At 38.2% G+C, this 17859-nt stretch carries 16 protein-coding genes; 10 read left to right on the top strand and 6 right to left on the bottom strand.

Annotated features, from left to right (window positions below; all coding sequences use genetic code 11):
• Positions 1 to 15 precede the first annotated feature (15 nt).
• On the bottom strand, positions 16 to 630 hold the full coding sequence (locus tag FNW07_RS01515) for a hypothetical protein (protein WP_126742262.1): 615 nt from the start codon (positions 628 to 630) through the stop codon (positions 16 to 18).
• Between the two features lie 11 nt (positions 631 to 641).
• Positions 642 to 3434, bottom strand: a complete 2793-nt coding sequence (locus tag FNW07_RS01510; protein WP_126742261.1) for a carboxypeptidase-like regulatory domain-containing protein — start codon at positions 3432 to 3434, stop codon at positions 642 to 644.
• Positions 3435 to 3786: 352 nt separating this feature from the next.
• Here FNW07_RS01510 and FNW07_RS01505 point away from each other — a divergent pair, with 352 nt between their 5' ends.
• The 4 genes from FNW07_RS01505 to FNW07_RS01490 all read left to right on the top strand — a co-directional run bounded on the left by FNW07_RS01505 (position 3787) and on the right by FNW07_RS01490 (position 8322).
• Positions 3787 to 4878, top strand: coding sequence for an endonuclease/exonuclease/phosphatase family protein (locus FNW07_RS01505; RefSeq protein WP_126742260.1), 1092 nt, complete (start codon positions 3787 to 3789; stop codon positions 4876 to 4878).
• Positions 4879 to 4987: 109 nt separating this feature from the next.
• Positions 4988 to 5527, top strand: coding sequence for a 3-hydroxyanthranilate 3,4-dioxygenase (locus FNW07_RS01500; protein WP_126742259.1), 540 nt, complete (start codon positions 4988 to 4990; stop codon positions 5525 to 5527).
• Between the two features lie 143 nt (positions 5528 to 5670).
• Entirely contained in the window at positions 5671 to 6597 is a 927-nt protein-coding gene (locus FNW07_RS01495) for a magnesium transporter CorA family protein (RefSeq protein ID WP_126742258.1), read from the top strand.
• 165 nt (positions 6598 to 6762) lie between these two features.
• Positions 6763 to 8322, top strand: coding sequence for an aldehyde dehydrogenase family protein (locus FNW07_RS01490; RefSeq protein WP_126742257.1), 1560 nt, complete (start codon positions 6763 to 6765; stop codon positions 8320 to 8322).
• 77 nt (positions 8323 to 8399) lie between these two features.
• Here the strand turns inward: FNW07_RS01490 and FNW07_RS01485 are convergent, their stop codons facing one another.
• Positions 8400 to 8948 carry a DUF3575 domain-containing protein gene (locus tag FNW07_RS01485; RefSeq protein WP_126742256.1) on the bottom strand — a complete coding sequence of 183 codons (549 nt, stop codon included), beginning with the start codon at positions 8946 to 8948 and terminating at the stop codon, positions 8400 to 8402.
• Between the two features lie 35 nt (positions 8949 to 8983).
• Positions 8984 to 9730, bottom strand: a complete 747-nt coding sequence (locus FNW07_RS01480) for a metallophosphoesterase family protein (protein WP_126742255.1) — start codon at positions 9728 to 9730, stop codon at positions 8984 to 8986.
• 300 nt (positions 9731 to 10030) lie between these two features.
• On the opposite strand from FNW07_RS01480, the gene FNW07_RS01475 reads away from it, so the two are divergent.
• The 4 genes from FNW07_RS01475 (at position 10031) to FNW07_RS01460 (ending at position 13740) form a co-directional block, all read left to right on the top strand.
• Positions 10031 to 10234: a hypothetical protein gene (locus tag FNW07_RS01475; protein WP_126742254.1), complete on the top strand. Its 204-nt coding sequence runs from the start codon at positions 10031 to 10033 to the stop codon at positions 10232 to 10234.
• A 73-nt stretch (positions 10235 to 10307) separates the two neighbouring features.
• Complete coding sequence (locus FNW07_RS01470; protein ID WP_126742253.1) at positions 10308 to 12344, top strand: ATP-binding protein; 2037 nt, start codon at positions 10308 to 10310, stop codon at positions 12342 to 12344.
• A gap of 33 nt (positions 12345 to 12377) precedes the next feature.
• On the top strand, positions 12378 to 13034 hold the full coding sequence (locus tag FNW07_RS01465; protein WP_126742252.1) for a response regulator: 657 nt from the start codon (positions 12378 to 12380) through the stop codon (positions 13032 to 13034).
• A 367-nt stretch (positions 13035 to 13401) separates the two neighbouring features.
• Positions 13402 to 13740, top strand: coding sequence for a hypothetical protein (locus tag FNW07_RS01460; protein WP_126742251.1), 339 nt, complete (start codon positions 13402 to 13404; stop codon positions 13738 to 13740).
• Positions 13741 to 13747: 7 nt separating this feature from the next.
• On the opposite strand, the gene FNW07_RS01455 is transcribed toward FNW07_RS01460, so the two are convergent.
• Positions 13748 to 14890: an ATP-binding protein gene (locus FNW07_RS01455; RefSeq protein ID WP_126742250.1), complete on the bottom strand. Its 1143-nt coding sequence runs from the start codon at positions 14888 to 14890 to the stop codon at positions 13748 to 13750.
• 87 nt (positions 14891 to 14977) lie between these two features.
• Between FNW07_RS01455 and FNW07_RS01450 the strand changes: the two genes are divergently transcribed.
• Positions 14978 to 15778 (top strand): DUF4382 domain-containing protein, encoded by an 801-nt coding sequence (locus tag FNW07_RS01450; protein ID WP_126742249.1) that lies wholly within the window; start codon positions 14978 to 14980, stop codon positions 15776 to 15778.
• Between the two features lie 71 nt (positions 15779 to 15849).
• Here FNW07_RS01450 and FNW07_RS01445 read toward each other — a convergent pair whose 3' ends face one another.
• On the bottom strand, positions 15850 to 16605 hold the full coding sequence (locus tag FNW07_RS01445) for an SDR family NAD(P)-dependent oxidoreductase (protein ID WP_126742248.1): 756 nt from the start codon (positions 16603 to 16605) through the stop codon (positions 15850 to 15852).
• A gap of 210 nt (positions 16606 to 16815) precedes the next feature.
• Between FNW07_RS01445 and FNW07_RS01440 the strand changes: the two genes are divergently transcribed.
• Positions 16816 to 17820: a MoxR family ATPase gene (locus tag FNW07_RS01440; RefSeq protein ID WP_126742247.1), complete on the top strand. Its 1005-nt coding sequence runs from the start codon at positions 16816 to 16818 to the stop codon at positions 17818 to 17820.
• Positions 17821 to 17859 lie beyond the last annotated feature (39 nt).

Here is a 17859-nt window from a genome sequence, read left to right as displayed (position 1 = left end):
TTTCTTTTTATGTTATTAATTAATAATTCTAACATTATCAATTTGGTACGAACCATCTAAAGCAGTGTTTGTTCCTGATCCCTTTACTTTAAAAGCAAGGTGTACATTTCCCGTGTAGGCTGATAAATCAATTTCCCCGGAACTGTAAAATTTGAAGTACACAGCAGAAGGTCCCGGAACGAATGCTTCTAAATGTTCCCACGTGGCTGCAGTTACATTGGTACCGTCAAAGTCAGTTGAAATTAATGCTTCAAATGTATTGTTAGCACTGGTCACATAACTTTGTGCTACTTGAAAAACCAGTTTTTCTCCTTGTTGCGTATCCATGTTGATACTTGGAGATATTAACCAGGCTACATTTACCGCTTCACCCGACTGGAATGAAGTGAATTCCGCATAATTGTTAGAACTGTAATATTGAGAATTCCATACCTTTGTTCCGCTTTCTGCAAAATTGGTCCATCCCGGAATATTCAATGGAGTATTGTCTACCGCATTTGTCTCAAAATCCTCTCCGAAAAGTACCGGAGTATAATCCGGAAGGGAAGTATCGTTATCATCTACGCAACCAACCAACATACTGGCGGTTAGTCCGGCAAAAAGCAAAGATTTAAGCTTATTTGTTTTCATAATATTTTTAATTAAAATTGGACGTAAAGGTTAACAAAATAGGTTCTTCCATATCCGTAGAAATATTTAGGAGCAAAAACCGGTGTTCCGCTGGAAACATCCTGATTTAATTCTCTATAGTTCGCATTTCTTGACTGTTCGAAACCTCCGGTTTTGTATGTTACATCAAAAACGTTGTTGACCGTAGCGAAAATACCAATAGTTTTTCCTTTAACTCTCCATGATTTTCCACCAGATAGATTCACAAGGTAGAAATCATCAAATCTTTCTTGCTTCAATAATTGTTCCGCTCTCGCATCGTCGATATCTGAAAAAGGCAATCCGAAAGGATCTGCAGGGTTATTGAAGAAGTTGTTTGTTCTTAATAACGGTGCAACGTCAATATAATTGCTTGCCAGGTAATTGGCATTGGCACCGATCCACCAGAATTTTGGGTCTCTGTATTCCAAACCTACAGAATATGCTTCTTGAGGCGAACCTGGAAGTCTGTAGTTTTTAAGTTTCGCTTCACCGAAGCTAACGGAAGTAGCTAAAGCGTCGTTGTTCAGGCTTACAGTAGGATTGTTATCGTATGTGAACTGACCATAAGCAGCGTTTGCCGTTACTTTAATAGTAGAAGTTACCTGATATTCCATACCTAATTCCGCACCCATGTTTTTCTTGTTGATACCGGTTACGGTTTCAGCAACGAAATTACTGGTAGCATCTTCCGTACTTGGATCTCCATCGTCGAAAGAAACACCGTCAGCAAAGAAGAATGAAGTTTCTGTTGCATTTTTAATGGTTGAATAATAACCTGTCAATCTTGCTTTGAATTTAGGAGCTCTGATGATATAACTTACGTCTGCACTGGTAATGTTTTCGCTGTCAATATCTTCAACAGTGTTGTTGTTGATTCGGGCATTTGGGAAAACATTTCTCATTGAAGGCGCTTTCGTCATGTAAACAGCATTACCGGTAAGGTAGTGTTGTCCGGTGATTTTGTAAGTCATACCTCCTTTGAAACCGAAGTTTTCGAAAGTAGTCGAGTTGCTTTTTCCAAAAGAGTTATTAGGGTAATATCCATTACGGTACAAACCTTCTCTTTGGTATTCAGAACGTACAAAAGTCTGAGCCAGGTAAAAATCTACTTTTTTATAGTTAAATTTAAACTGTGTAAAAGCATCCAGGGTATTAGCAAACATATTATAGTTGTAACCGTAAGATTGGTTTTCAACGATCTGACCATTTTGATTGTTCAAATCCGGCTGAGTCTGGTTGTAATTGGAACCAAAAGTATCAATGTTCAGGAAGTAATCACCACCCAATAAATCCAAAAGGTTTTTGTGGTTGTGTGATCTTAATTTACGGAACGTTGCTCCTGCATTAAAAGAAATGTTATCGGACAATTGTGAATTCAACAATGAGTTCGCGGTCAATTGTGTGTCATCTGTGCGATCTTCATACAACACGTAAACACTGTTTCCGGCTGCAGTATTCTGATTAGCCTGATACAGTGCGTTCCAGTTAATCTGTCTGTTGGTAAGGAATGTTGCGTTTTGCGCCTGAGTCAGATAAGGCTCCTGATTTCCCACTAAAGTTGTTCCGTTGTACGTCGCGGTATAATAACTAGGTAAGTTTCTGTAATAAGTCGGGTCAGGGTTATTGGCTCCCTGGAAATCCAAACGACTGTTCCCTATTCTACCGGTTTGGTAGGTAACGTTAGTGTTCAGGTTTGTTTTGCTGCTCAATTTCCAATAGTGGCTTAACATCAAGATCGGCTCTTCAACATTTTTGTCTCTCGAGTTTCTTTTTTTACCGTCTTGCCATCCCCAGTAAGAGTTGTATTTTGTGCCTGCAATTCGGCTAACCTCAGCGGTGTTTGGTGAATTTTTACCTCTACTGTTTTCAGCATAGATAGACGTGAAGTTCAAAGAGTGTTTGTCGTTGAATTTCTTTTCAACACTTGCAAAAATAGAATTCGCGCTATAATCTGTTCCTTCAAAATATCCTTCAACAGCCCAACGTCTTCCCGCTGAGATAACATAAGCCCAACCGTCTTTGTCCATTCCGGAAACGTGTGTCCCCATCATTCTCCAGTTATAGTTGGTATTGGTTCCAGAAAAAGATACTCTCGTACCCGGTCTGTAAATAGACGCACGGGTATTGATTTCCTGAGTCCCAAGGATTCCTCCGAAAGTATAATCAGAAGGAGCAGATCCCATGGTAAATTCCTGGTTACGTGTCGCATCGTTCAGTCCACCCCAGTTACCCCATTGAGGTCTTCCGTCATAGATTTTGTTCATCGACACACCGTTAATCATCGTGTTAGAGTATTCGTTGTCTAAACCACGGATTCTGAAACGGGCCTGACCCCAGTTGAAAGCCGCCGCTTGTTGAAAAGCATCTTTCGAAGCCTGAAGCAAACTTGATGTGCTTTCAGACCCACTGTTATCATCACCTAAATCACTTTCTGTAATAGTGACTAAGCTCGCTTGCTGCTCCACGCTCTGATCTTCTTCAAGAACGATAGTGCCCAAATCAAGCATTTTTCCAGCTACGATTTCAATCGGTAACAACTGGTCTTTAAAACCAGTAGTTCTAATTTGTAATAATTGATTACCAACTGCTACATTTCCAAACGAAAATTTACCTGCAGCATCTGTTAACTGCGTTAAATTTGTGTTTTGAATAGAAGCAACAACATTTTGTAATGGTTTTTGCGTCTTAGCATCCAACACTTTTCCAGAGATTCCTGTAGTGGTTTGTGCAAAAACGAAAAACACTTGCATTACGAATAATGTACTAATAACAAGTTTTTTCATAAAAATAATTAAAAATTAATCCCTTTTTGATTATTACTGATAGTGAATAGGGGGTGCAAATTTACAAGAATTAATTACATAATTTACATTTGATACCAAACTTCTGTTAAACTTGACCTTAAATTAACATAGGGCCTTTATTTTATTGGTTTTTCCGGTTAAAAAAAATATTTTGCACCCTGTATAAAATTGCCGTTCAGTAAGATAGAACTCCTGTTTTGAATTGCCTATTTAATAAATCTTTCATAAATTATATTTTTCTTCTATTCACATTGGTACGGTATATGTAATAATATTTTACATTTGCAAGCCAAAAGTTCAAATGCCTTTGGAATAAACTAATCACAGATTTATGAAAACAAGAATTTTTTTAGCCTTTTTATTTGTTGTTTTTTCCACCCTAGGAACGAATGCCCAAGAAAAGAAATTTATGGTACATACCGTTGCATTTTATAATACTGAAAATTTTTATGACACTATTAACGACCCTAACACTCGTGATGACGAATGGGTTTATAAGTCAAAATATTATCATGAAAAAATTCATAACATCGCTCGCGTACTAACACAAATTGGGGATGGTGAAAATAAAAATTCACCAACTATAATCGGATTATCAGAAATTGAGCATAAAAGTGTTTTGGAGGATTTGGTAAAAGACCCCCAATTGATTGATAAGGATTATGGTGTAATTGAATTTGAATCTCCGGACAAAAGAGGGATTGATGTTGGATTAATTTATCAAAAGAAGCATTTTAAACCTACCAGTTACATTAACATTCCCCTGTATATTTATGAAAAAGATACGAAAGCTGATAAAAAAGCAGTAAAGGATGTTGCTGAAGATGCTGACGACAAAGTTGAAGTAGGCGCTACGGATAAAAGGATATATACTCGTGATCAACTTTTAGTGACAGGTCTTTTGGATGGTGAGGAATTCCATTTTATTGTAAATCACTGGCCGTCCAGAAGAGGTGGAGAAAAAGTCAGTAGTCTTTTGAGAGAAAAAGCAGCGGCATTAAATCTGAGAATTATTGATTCTCTTCAAAAAATTAATCCCAATGCCAAAATTATTAGTATGGGAGATTTAAATGATGGCCCTTTAAATAATAGTTTGAAAAAAGTTTTAAATGCAAAGGCAAATAAAAAAGAAGTTCCTCTTTTGGGAATTTATAATCCATCGGAAAAGATGTTTAGAAAAGGGGATTCTACTTTGTATTATAGGGATGCCGGCGATATTTTTGACCAATTAATTATGACCGAGCCACTTGTAAGAGAAGAGTACTCATCGTTTAGATATTGGAAGGCTGGAATTACGAGTAAACCTTTTATGATAACTACATTGGGTCAGTATAAAGGGTATCCTTTGCGAAACAGTTCAACTTTTGTTGGATATAGCGACCATTTGCCTGCGTATATTTACTTGATTAAAGAAGTAAAATAAAAACTAAAACAAATTCCAAAAAAGGCCAGTAAACGAAGAAATTCAAATTACTGGCCTTTTTTGTTTTCCAACGCCGGGAGTTTTAGTAATTTTATATAAAAATAAAAATATGTCTATAGCCAGGCCTTTTAACCTACACAAATGGATTGATGAAAACCGTCATTTACTGAAACCACCGGTCGGTAATAAAAACATTTATGTAAATTCCGGAGATTATATTGTAATGATTGTCGGCGGACCCAATGCCCGAAAAGACTTCCATTACAATGAAACCGAAGAATTATTCTATCAGTTGGAAGGCAATATCAAACTGATTGTCCAGGAAAACGGCGAACGCAAGGAAATGGAATTGCACGCAGGCGACATGTATCTGCATCCGGCCAAAACGCCCCATTCTCCGGTACGTTCCGCCAATTCCATCGGATTGGTCATTGAGCGCAAACGCGAAGGTCAGGGATATACCGACGGACTGCTGTGGTTCTGCGACAAATGCAACCACAAATTGTATGACGTGTATTTTGAACTCAATGATATTGAGAAAGATTTTTTGCCGCACTTCCAATATTTCTACAATTCTGAAGCCTTGCGTACCTGTTCTAATTGCGGTACCGTGATGGAAGCCGATCCTAATTATTATATTAAGAAATAATTAAGATTAAGAATGTTTTAAAAGTTATACTTTCGCAAAAAATTAAATTATCCACATGGACGATTATTCGAGGAAAAGGAAAGATTAACAGAAATAGCCGTTGACTACTGTAAACGCTATTCTTTAAAACAGCGCTTTACATTATGATTACTTTTTACAAAAAGAACAACGGGTTAATTGAGACCCCAACCCTGGAAGCCAATAGCTGGATCAGCGTGGCAGAACCAACATCAGAAGAAACTTCTTTTCTTCTAAAGGAATTACAGATTCCTGAAGCCTTTTACAATGACATTGAGGATATCGACGAACGTCCGCGTATTGAAATCGAAAACGGCTGGTTTTTGATTATTTTGCGTATTCCCATCAAAAGCAACGACGAGAAACTCCCGTTCAATACCGCGCCACTGGGTCTGATATTTAAGGACGACGTCTTTGTTTCGCTGTGTTTTCACCAGACCGACATGCTTTCTGATTTTGTGTTATATTCCCAACGCAAAAAAATTACGATCGACAACCATTTTGATCTGGTCCTGAAATTGCTACTGTCCTCCAGCATCTGGTTTCTCAAATACCTGAAATTAATCAATCAGCGGGTAAAACAAGCCGAAGAAAATCTTGAGGAATCCATCAAAAATGAGGAACTGCAGGCCTTGCTCCAAATCGGGAAATGTCTTGTCTTTTTCATCACGTCTTTAAAAGGAAACGATATTTTATTCCACCGACTTAAAAACCTGAAAAATTACAAGGATACCTTTGATCCTGATCTTTTGGAGGATGTCGAAATCGAATTACGCCAGGCCGAAGAAACGACCAACATCTACAGCAACATCCTGACCGGGATGATGGATGCCTATGCGTCAGTGATTTCCAACAATCTGAATGTCATCATGAAAAAACTGACGTCGATTTCGATTATTTTGATGATTCCTACGGTGGTCGCCAGTTTTTACGGGATGAACGTGCCGAATAATTTGCAGGACAGCACTAACGGTTTCATCATAGTAATCTTGATTTCGCTGATAATCTCGGTTTTTGGCGTATTCCTTTTCAAGAAAAAGAACATGTTTTAAAGCAATTTTTTTATTTTCAGGAGCCAAATCCCGCTGTCCGTTCTATCTTTTCCTCCTTAAAGAAAGGAGAAAAAGGATGCCACTTCCATCGGGGCTATTTCGCCACTCGAAATAAAATCATAACTTTGCAAAAAAAATACAACAATTTTATACAAAATAGTTACAATGACAACAACTACAATAGCAGAACAATTCGGAATGATGGAAGCGCTTAAACAATTAGGCGTTCAGGAAATCAACGAAGGAACTTCAACAGGTCTGAATAATTTTTCAAACGGTGAAATCCTGGAATCGTATTCTCCGGTAGACGGACAATTAATCGGAAAAGTAAAATGCAGTACTCCGGCCGACTACGAGCAGGTAATGCAAAAAGCAACCGAAGCATTCAAATCATTCAAATTAATGCCGGCTCCGCAACGTGGGGAAATTGTGCGCCAATTTGGTGAAAAATTACGTTTCCATAAAGAAGCTTTAGGGAAATTGGTTTCTTATGAAATGGGAAAATCATTGCAGGAAGGATACGGTGAGGTTCAGGAAATGATCGATATCTGTGATTTCGCAGTGGGATTGTCTCGTCAATTGCACGGTTTGACGATGCACTCGGAACGTCCCGGACACAGAATGTATGAGCAATACCACCCAATGGGAGTTGTCGGAATCATTTCGGCATTCAACTTTCCTGTAGCGGTTTGGGCATGGAACACGGCTTTGGCCTGGATCTGTGGAGACGTTTGCGTTTGGAAACCATCTGAAAAAACACCGCTGTGCGGAATTGCCTGTCAAAATATCATTGCAGAAGTAATTAAAGAAAATAATCTTCCCGAAGGAATCTCATGTTTAATCAACGGAGATTATAAAGTAGGGGAATTAATGACAAACGACAGACGTATCCCATTAATCTCTGCAACTGGTTCTACTCGTATGGGTAAAATCGTTGCACAGGCTGTAGCCGGACGTTTAGGAAAATCATTATTGGAATTGGGCGGAAACAATGCAATCATTGTAACTCCGGATGCTGATATCAAAATGACGGTTATCGGAGCTGTTTTTGGAGCTGTGGGAACTGCAGGACAAAGATGTACATCAACCCGTCGTCTGATTATCCACGAAAGTATTTACGATAAAGTAAAGGATGCGATTGTGTCGGCTTATGGCCAATTGAAAATCGGAAACCCATTGGATCAGAACAATCACGTTGGACCGCTGATCGATACGCATGCAGTTGAAATGTATAACAATGCCTTGACAAAAGTAGTAGCTGAAGGTGGAAAAATCCTTGTAGAAGGTGGTGTTCTGTCTGGAGAAGGATACGAAAGCGGTTGTTATGTTAAACCGGCAATTGCTGAAGCAGATAACAAATTCGAAATCGTTCAGCACGAAACTTTTGCTCCTGTTTTATATTTATTGAAATATTCAGGTTCTGTAGAAAATGCGGTTGAAGTTCAAAACGGTGTGGCACAGGGATTGTCTTCTGCAATCATGACGAACAATTTGCGTGAAGCAGAACATTTCTTATCGGTTGCAGGTTCTGACTGCGGAATTGCAAACGTAAACATAGGAACTTCTGGTGCTGAAATCGGTGGCGCTTTTGGTGGAGAAAAAGAAACCGGTGGTGGCCGTGAATCGGGTTCTGATGCCTGGAAAATATACATGAGAAGACAGACCAACACAATTAATTACACAACAAGTTTACCATTGGCACAAGGAATCAAATTTGATTTGTAAGCCATCTATTATAATAAATAAAAAGAAAACCCTGATTCAATGAATCGGGGTTTTTATTTTTACAGTGTTTTTAGAAATTAAAAACGGTAGCCTACGCTGAAACCGGCGTTAATCTCCACCGCAGTAAATTCATCCGTCACTTCCTGGCTGAAATCCCGCGCAATATTGATATAAGGGCCAAAAACAAACTTATTGCTCAAATTCCATTTGTATCCTCCGCCAATTCCCAATATGAAACTGTCCATGCTGATAATCGGTTCGGTGGGTGTTTTCTGGTATTCACCAAAACGATATTTTAACAATGGGGAAATATAAAATCCGGAGCCATTATTTTCGCTTCCGGTGTAATAATTATAGGTAAATTGAACACTATTGGTCTCGAAATCCTTGTATTCCCGCCCGATGCTAAAATTATAAACATCATTAATCAGCAATTCCACTCCAAGCGACTGGTTTCCGTCAAGGAAATACTCATAGCCTACTTCAACCGAACCAAATACGATAGTGTTGGTAATGTTCCATTTCACTTCATTTCTGGGCAACGAGGCATCCGACGTCTGAATGGTTTCCTGCGCATGGATGCTAGGGGCAGTAAGCAACAATAAACTAATAGCAAATTTTTTCATAAAATGGATTATTGATTAATACTGGTAAAGATATACTACTTAGCATTGAAAGCACACTCGTTCCTTCCTTTTTCATCCGGATAGAGTTCATTTAGGGGGTCGCTCTGCCAAAATATTTTGGTATCCACATCCAACAGTGTCAGTGGTCCACAAAAAGCTGCGCCAGTATCGACATTCCAGACATTGGCCATTCCCACCGGAACCGTTTTGCCAATTCTTGAAACCGGCGTATGACCGATGAAGATCTCCTTGTATAAAGTGAATCTTTTAGGATATAAAGGATCACTAATTGGCATGCTCTTATCCAACGCCAGAGCAGTTTCCCACAAGGTTCTTTCCCAATAAAACATTCTAGGAAAATGTTCGGCATTGACGCCATTCATATTTGTGAACCCAGCATGCACAAAAAGCCTGTTTTGATCATCCAAATGATAGTTCTCCAAAGCTAATAAAAACGCAATATGTTGATTCTTAGTTTTTTTTGTTATTTTTGTATAGGCCACTACAGTAGATTCTCCACCATGATTATACCACATCGGGTTGTCATGGTAGTTTTGAAGCCAGTGTAAAACCAATTCATCATGGTTGCCTCTTATGAAAACACAATGATACGTATTTTTCAATTGGATCAGATAATCCAAAACCTGCGGGGATTGGCTCCAGCCATCTACATAATCTCCCAAAAAGATCAGTTTGTCGTTTTTTGAAATACTGGCCCTCTCTACTACTTGCTGTAATGCTTTCAATCCGCCGTGAATGTCGCCGATAACTAATGTTCTCATGTCTTTATGTGAACTATAAATTTACACAAAATATTTATTTCGAAAAGATTTTTTATTGTTAAATGAATTTGGCTCCCTTTTGGTTGCTATTTGGACTTGTTTAAGGTCGAATATCAAACATTTAACAAAATATGCGGAAAAACCGTAAAATCTATATCTGCACCCGTTATAATTTTGAATAAAATTATAAGAATTACTACAGCTCTGCAAATCGCCGAACTTGTTTCGGATAAGACCTGCTTTTTGCTGCTTTTGATTTCTTCTTCTTTAGTCCGATCTATAATTATTTAAATTAAAATTATGAAAACAATCAAGTACACCGTTGGAATTATCGCTATGGTAGTAACATTTTCATCCTGCACAGTCGAAGAATTAGAATTGGCGAGTGCTGCAGGAGTTATAATAACGGAGCAAACAACCGATAGCAGTACACAGAATACCGAGAGCAGTGCGCAGCATAAAGAGGGAGACATTGATCCGCCTACTCCACCAACAAAACCGTAAGAAGAAAAAGTAAGAAATGATTTATGCTATCCTAAAAATTCAGTAGCTTTGAAAGCATTTAATCCTGTTTTCCTTGAACAAAGCAATACTACTTTTATGGTTCAGCGTCTTCTTTATCAGTTGTACTGAGAAAGAAAAGAACAAATCGCCGGAGCGGTTTAATGACAATGTAGATACATTGTTGGTTAAAGCTAATGATTTTAAACGAGATAGCCGAATAAGACTTGCATATTCGGATAAAGTTTATGAACTCATTCAGGACCAGCCTAACGATTCAGTTACCAGAAATAATTATTTTAAGTTAGCTGGCCGATATTACAATCTTAAGAAATACGAAAAGTATATCAAGATATGCCGACGGGTTCATACTATGGCCTTAGAAAGCAACAATACCCTCGATGTAGCTAAAGCGCTGCACTATATTGGTGATTACCATTATGCGAAATTCCAAAATGACAGCTCGTATTATTATTTCAGTAAAGCTGAAAAAACGTATCTGTTTTTAAAAAGGCAAAAAGATGTCAATAGCTTAAGGTTATATAAGGCCAATATTTTATTTTTTGAAAAAGATTTCTCCGGGTGTGAAGCAGCAATTATCAGTATCCTGAAAACCGTACAGGAAAAAGGAGATGAGCGATTGCGCTATGACTGCTACATTGGCCTTGGAAATGCGCTGGAAGGAATGAATAACAGTGAAAACGCTCTATTATACTATAACAAGGCATTTGAAGCAACCAAAGATTTGACCTCGGACCCCCAGTATCTATTGCTTAAAGCGCAATCTTTCAACTTTATCGGAAGGGTTTACCAGAAAGCAAACAATCATGTACAGGCAATAGATTATTTTAAAAATGCGTTGCTGTTCGATGATTTCCGAAAAAATGAACCGTTGATGTACGCAAATCTAATTAATAATTTAGCGTATTCCCGATTCAAATCCAAAGATAACTCAGCACTCCTTGAGCTCAAGGAAGCTTTAACAATCAGGGACAGCCTCGATAATATTCCAGGTATTGTGTCCAGTCGAATTAATTTATCCGAATTTTACCTGGCTCAAAAAGATACTGTCAAAGCTTTTTTAAACAGTAATGAAGCACGGACGAAAGCTCATGACAATAAGATATTTGAAGACGAATTGCGGGCCCTGGGCTTATTAGCCGAAATCGATATCCGTAAAAGTTCTTTTTATAACGAAAAGTTTATAAAATTAACAGACAGCCTTCAAAATAATGAGCGTGCCACTCGTAATAAGTTTGCCAGAATTGAATTCGAAACCGATGAGATTCTGGATCAGAAAAATAATATTGAGGCCGAAAAAAACGAATTGGCCACCCAGCGATGGATTATTGGCGGGGGATCAGTTATAATTTTTGCTTTGGGGATACTACTCTTTATCGTCAGAATGCAGCGCGCCAAGAACAGAGAGCTTCAGTTTGAACAGGAACAGCAGAAAGCCAATGAAGAAATTTACCAGCTGATGTTGAGTCAGCAAAGTAAAATAGAGGAGGGCCGTCAAAATGAGAAGAAACGCATCTCGCAGGAATTGCATGACGGAATCATGAGCAAATTGACCAGCACACGTCTAAACTTGTTTGTTTTAAGTAAAAAAACAGACGAAGAAACGATAAAAAAGTGCCTAATTCATATTGAGGGAATCCAGAACATTGAAAAAGAGATCCGCAGTATTTCACATGATCTTAATCAGGATCTTTTTTCTGCAAAAGACAGCTTTAAAACTATCATTGAAGCGCTCTTTGAAGAACAGGAAAACATATCCAACGTTGCTTGTCAGTTAGATATAGATGAAACGATTGCTTGGGAAAATGTTGAGAGTACAACAAAAATGCATCTGTATCGTATATTTCAGGAAGCGCTGCAGAACATTCATAAATATGCCAAAGCAACGAAAATCAGTGCCGCAATCACAAAAGCCGAGGATACCATCCATGTTGAAATCAAAGACAATGGCGCTGGATTTAATACCAAAAAAACACGGGAGGGAATTGGATTAAAGAATATGCAGTCCCGAATCAAAATTGTTAACGGAGAAATAACAATTCGTTCTCAAAAGGGAAAAGGAACCAGCATATATTTGGTTATTCCGTTATAGATTTATATATTCACACTACTTATAACCACATCAATGAAGCTAAAAGTTCTTATGGTCGATGATCATCCTTCAATGCTCGAAGGATATAAAATCATATTGTCGTACAATAGTTTAGGATTTGAGATTGAGACCACAACGGCTTTCAATTGTGAAGCAGCGTATGAAATCATCACTAAAAAGAACAGCACATTTGACATGGTCTTTTTGGACTACAGCCTGCCCGCCTACGAGGCAATGCATATTAATTCGGGGGAAGATTTAGCGATATTAGTCAAGACCCATTTACCTAACGCAAAAATAGTAATGCTTACTTCCCATTCTGAAGCATTGATACTCTACAATATTGTCCGAAACATTGAGCCTGCCGGATTGTTGGTAAAAAGTGATTTTAGTGCCGATGAATTGCTGACTGCTTTTGAAGTAATGGTGCATGACGGCATCTACCACAGTGCTACGGTCAAACAGAACATTAAGGAACTGCTTTCCAAAAAAGTATATCTCGATGTTTTTAACCGGCAGATAATAACGTTGCTGGCCCAAGGAATTAAAACCAAAAGCCTGCCTTCTCACCTGAATCTCTCCATTAGTACCATTGAAAAAAGAAAAGTCCAAATCCGGGACTACTTCGGGATACAAAAAGGTAATGATGAAGATATTATCAGGGAAGCCAAAAAGCTGGGCTTGGTATAATATGAAATATTCGATATTTTAACAAAATTGACGGAAAAACCGTAATAATTCTTTTGATTTAATCTATAAATTTGATAATGAAAACACCGGTCATTAACAAATAATCAAAAGCTTTATGAAAAAAAAATACTTTATTATAGAATCCCCCAGGTATTCTTTAATTTCTCAAGTCCGAATCGGACCCATTATTCCACACCCTGATGCGCTGTAACGTCAAGCACAAATAATTGGCCGCTGTGGCCGAAAACTTTAACAACTCCCATGACGAATCATGTGACAGCAAATTTTATGCGTATCTGGGAAATAATTCGAAAACATTCAAATTTTAAAGCCACACAACAATCCCCCCTAACCTAAATCTTACATCATGAAGGAAACTATTCAACATTTAGATAATCGGGCTAAATTTAGCTTATTAACTAGCACTTTGGGTTTTGCGATTCTAATATTATTAATCGTAAATTTATTGGATCTGATCATGTATATGTTACTTTTGCTACAGGAGCCCAGCTTCGATTCTATTATCCTGTCCCTTAAAGAAGGACATTATGCAATAAATGGAAAAAAGATGGGACTTTCATTATTTTATAACTTTATGGTACTGCTATTTTTATGGGCGCTGATAATTTGGCATACCCTAAAAACCATCAACAATCCTTCCGGATGGAACTTGTTTTTTGATATTCATATTCGTCAGTTTGATTAACCAACCACTAAATGTCGTATTTCATTTTTCTTAAAATACGCATCGATTCCTTAAAGGATACATATACATTGGAATTTTCAATCTCTTTTAAGAGCGGCTTGGCATTAATTAATTTTTGCTTGGCTTCTTCAAAACCATTCAGATAACAAATCATCAGTGTAGAAGGTAGATTTTCTAAATCAAATCGTTCTCTTGGGGATAAAAACAACCCCTTCTGTAATTTGGAAATTAACGATAAATTCGTATTATAAATATGATACAGCATTTTTCGGTTAAATTCAGGCGGCTGAAACAACAACTCCGATTCCATTTTATAGTAACCGTTGTCCTGAAAATGAAGCGTTACTTTTTCCAATGGATAATAACTGGTCTTGTCATTCAAACCTAAAGCGACATATTCGGTAATCGTAAAAGTACTTTCGTCAAAAACAATGGTGACCACGTCCAATGCGGAGTAAAATAATTTTACCTGCTCGTTAATCAACGAAATATCCACTCTTGACAGATAACTCGTTTCCCGGATTTTTTTTGGAACCCCAGCCCAACAGATGACAAATAATTCTTTAAACACTTTGTATTTGGGGGACATGTCCTTGTGTCTGAGATTCATAAAATCGATGACGCCGTCCAAGGTGTATTCGATACTGTTTCGGGAATTATTCTCAATACCGGTTACCGTTTCCACATTTTGATAATTCAACTCCGGGGATTCTTCAACCGGAATGGTATTGCTGCCAATACGCACAAAAATACTGTGAGGCAATATCGTATGAATTCCTTTTTTAAATCGCGAAACTTTCGGATTTGATTTTATGGTGACCAATCCGATTACCTTGTCTTTGGGCAGGTTTGGAAAGGGCACGTTTTCATATTGTATTTTTGGCGGATTCTCCAGATAAGCATTGACCAGATTCTGAATGCGGCTGTCATCAAAAAAGTCATCACCAACAATCTCATTATTCTGGTCTTCAACTCCAACTACGATATAGGAATTGTTATGCGGATTGGAATTTGAGAGCGCACATATGTGTTTTATAAACTTCGCTTTCCCCTCCCGGGTATGTAAATTTAACTGGCGTTTTTTGTCATAAAAACTGCTTTCATCATTGTGAGCCAAAAGGTTTTTAATAAGCAAACGTTTGTTAATCATTGCTAAAACTGGTTATATAATTTGGAAGATAGTACTAAATTAGAAATATTCCCGTTATTATTTTACTAATTTAAAACAATTGAAAATATGAAAAAGGTCCAAAATTTTACCGCAGGTTTTTTAGTGATTGCATTCTTCAGCTTGTTTTTAAGTTGTGCCGATAACGACAACTCTGCTCAAACATCCCGAATTACCGTGCGAATGACAGATGCGCCAGGGGATTATGATGAGGTGAATGTCGAAGTGATCGATGTTTTAATTAAAACAAATGCGAATAGCGACGAAGGGGGCTGGGTAAGTATTGGTAATATTACTCCGGGAATTTATAATTTATTGGATTTATCCGGTGGCGTAAATGTTTTATTGGCTGATAATAATGTTCCATCGGGACATTTAGGACAGATACGTTTATTGCTAGGTGATGAAAATACAGTAGTTGTTGATGGTGTCAGCCATGTCCTAAACACGCCAAGTGCCCAGCAGTCCGGGCTGAAATTGCTGATTAACCAAGAGTTGGTTGGAGGTGCGACTTATGATTTCTTATTGGATTTTGATGTGGAAAACTCTGTTGTTGTAGAGGCCGGCGGCTCCGGAAACTATAATTTACATCCGGTAATCCATGTTTCGACGACTGCTAATTCCGGGGTAATTAAAGGAACTGTAGCTCCAATCGGGCTCCAGATACTGGCCTCGGTTCAGGTAGGGGACATTACTGTTTCATCCTATGCTAATGCAGATGGTGTCTTTCAGTTGAATGGTATTCCGGCAGGAACATATACGGTGACTTTAACTCCGGATGTAAGTTCCGGATTAAGCGCATCAATTATTAACAATGTTGTAGTAACTAACGGGCAAATAACCAACATGGGCAGTCTTACCATCCCATAATTGTCTCAAATAATAAATTAAAAACAGCTATATTTTTATAGCTGTTTTTTTTATGGAATTTTCAATGGGAACTATAGATTTTTTTTCACGATAGTGGAACTGGCCTGCGCCGTACTCATCACTATTAAATCAGCTATGTTAACATGATAGGGCCTCGATACGACAAAATGAATAATATCTGCAATATCCTCGGGTTGTAAAGGCTGAAATCCCTGATATACCTTGGCCGCCCTGTCCGTATCACCTTTAAAACGCACTTCTGAAAATTCGGTGGCAACCATTCCCGGGTGAATTGCCCCAACCCGAATCCCGTGAGGATTCAAGTCCATGCGCATCCCTTGATTGATTGCATCCACGGCGTGTTTACTGGCACAATACACATTTCCGTTAGGATAAACTTCTTTCGCAGCAGTGGATCCGATATTGATAATGTGTCCGGATTCCCGTGCAATCATTTGTGGAATTATCGCTTTGGAAACATACAGCAATCCTTTGACATTGATGTCTATCATCGCGTCCCAATCATCAATGTCCCCGTTTTGAATCGGATCCATTCCATGCGCATTTCCGGCATTGTTAATCAGTATATCGATGGTAGAGAATTCCTTTGGGAGCAATGCGATTGATTCGAAGACCTTTTTCTTATCACGGACATCAAATTCCAACGTGTGGATTTCGGTTATTTCCGAGAGTTCGGTCTTTAAGGCTTCCAAACGGTTGGCCCTTCTTCCGCAGAGAATAATCTTGTAATTATTTTTTGCCAAAGTCCGTGCCGTTGCTTGACCGATTCCACTTGTTGCACCAGTTATTAAGGCTGTTTTTTTCATTGGTAGTATTTATTTTAGATGTCTTTAAATGCTTTTTTCGTTAGATGAAAAATGCAGTTCTTAAAAATATAAAAACAAAATCACAAATCATCCTTAAACCCAACGGCTTCCCCCAAGTTTTAACTCATTGTTAACATTTTACTTCTAAAAAAAAATTCAATTTGCACTGTTATAATAAAGACACTAATTTCACGACTTAAAAATAAGACTATGGAAGAAAATACAACTACTTTAGACATTAGAGCAATTAATGAAAAAATAGAAAGAGAAAGTGCTTTTATAGACCTTCTCAGCATGGAAATGAATAAAGTGATTGTCGGCCAGAAACACATGGTAGAACGATTGCTGATTGGACTTTTGGGGCAGGGTCACATTTTGCTGGAAGGTGTTCCCGGTTTAGCCAAAACCTTAGCCATTAATACGTTGGCACAAGCAGTACACGGTTCTTTCAGCCGGATTCAGTTTACACCGGATTTATTACCGGCCGATGTGGTTGGAACCATGATTTATAACATCAAACAAAACGAATTTTCTATAAAAAAAGGCCCAATTTTCGCCAATTTCATCCTTGCCGATGAGATTAACCGTGCCCCTGCCAAAGTGCAGTCGGCTTTACTAGAAGCGATGCAGGAAAAACAGGTGACCATTGGCGACACGACATTTAAACTGGAGCGACCATTTTTAGTATTGGCAACTCAAAATCCAATCGAACAGGAAGGAACCTATCAGCTTCCTGAAGCTCAGGTCGACCGTTTTATGTTGAAAACCGTTATCGATTATCCGAAAATGGATGAGGAGCGTATGGTAATTCGTCAAAACCTGAAAGGAGCTTACGAAAAAGTAAACCCGGTGGTTTCTGTGGAACAAATTATCCGCGCGCAGGAAGCTGTCCGCGAGGTCTATATGGATGAAAAAATCGAAAAGTACATTCTGGACATTGTTTTCGCTACCCGTTATCCGGAAAAATATAAGTTGGCCGATTTGAAGCCATTAATCAGTTTTGGAGCTTCCCCGCGTGGAAGTATCAATTTGGCCAATGCCGCTAAATGTTATGCATTCATCAAACGTCGTGGCTATGTGATTCCGGAAGATGTGCGCGCAGTCGTACATGATGTATTGCGTCACCGAATCGGGATTACGTATGAAGCGGAAGCCGAAAATATTACTTCTGTTGATATTATCAATAAAATCGTAAACGAAATTGAAGTTCCGTAAAAATTTGTTTAATGTTAAAATTTTGGATTGCCATGCAAC

Origin of the sequence: Flavobacterium sp. GT3R68 (assembly GCF_007109225.1) — a bacterium.
GTDB lineage: Bacteria > Bacteroidota > Bacteroidia > Flavobacteriales > Flavobacteriaceae > Flavobacterium.
The sequence above is the reverse complement of the archived record's forward strand: the minus strand, read 5'-3'. Positions and strand labels throughout refer to the sequence as shown.

What these genes read in the sequence shown, in the direction of transcription:
- FNW07_RS01500 (WP_126742259.1), top strand. Translation starts at nt 4,988, where the DNA reads ATGTCTATAGCCAGGCCTTTTAACCTACACAAATGGATTGATGAAAAC.
- FNW07_RS01475 (WP_126742254.1), top strand. Translation starts at nt 10,031, where the DNA reads ATGAAAACAATCAAGTACACCGTTGGAATTATCGCTATGGTAGTAACA.
- FNW07_RS01465 (WP_126742252.1), top strand. Translation starts at nt 12,378, where the DNA reads ATGAAGCTAAAAGTTCTTATGGTCGATGATCATCCTTCAATGCTCGAA.
- FNW07_RS01440 (WP_126742247.1), top strand. Translation starts at nt 16,816, where the DNA reads ATGGAAGAAAATACAACTACTTTAGACATTAGAGCAATTAATGAAAAA.
- FNW07_RS01480 (WP_126742255.1), bottom strand. Translation starts at nt 9,730, where the DNA reads ATGAGAACATTAGTTATCGGCGACATTCACGGCGGATTGAAAGCATTA.
- FNW07_RS01455 (WP_126742250.1), bottom strand. Translation starts at nt 14,890, where the DNA reads ATGATTAACAAACGTTTGCTTATTAAAAACCTTTTGGCTCACAATGAT.
- FNW07_RS01515 (WP_126742262.1), bottom strand. Translation starts at nt 630, where the DNA reads ATGAAAACAAATAAGCTTAAATCTTTGCTTTTTGCCGGACTAACCGCC.
- FNW07_RS01505 (WP_126742260.1), top strand. Translation starts at nt 3,787, where the DNA reads ATGAAAACAAGAATTTTTTTAGCCTTTTTATTTGTTGTTTTTTCCACC.
- FNW07_RS01445 (WP_126742248.1), bottom strand. Translation starts at nt 16,605, where the DNA reads ATGAAAAAAACAGCCTTAATAACTGGTGCAACAAGTGGAATCGGTCAA.
- FNW07_RS01490 (WP_126742257.1), top strand. Translation starts at nt 6,763, where the DNA reads ATGACAACAACTACAATAGCAGAACAATTCGGAATGATGGAAGCGCTT.
- FNW07_RS01460 (WP_126742251.1), top strand. Translation starts at nt 13,402, where the DNA reads ATGAAGGAAACTATTCAACATTTAGATAATCGGGCTAAATTTAGCTTA.
- FNW07_RS01485 (WP_126742256.1), bottom strand. Translation starts at nt 8,948, where the DNA reads ATGAAAAAATTTGCTATTAGTTTATTGTTGCTTACTGCCCCTAGCATC.
- FNW07_RS01495 (WP_126742258.1), top strand. Translation starts at nt 5,671, where the DNA reads ATGATTACTTTTTACAAAAAGAACAACGGGTTAATTGAGACCCCAACC.
- FNW07_RS01450 (WP_126742249.1), top strand. Translation starts at nt 14,978, where the DNA reads ATGAAAAAGGTCCAAAATTTTACCGCAGGTTTTTTAGTGATTGCATTC.
- FNW07_RS01510 (WP_126742261.1), bottom strand. Translation starts at nt 3,434, where the DNA reads ATGAAAAAACTTGTTATTAGTACATTATTCGTAATGCAAGTGTTTTTC.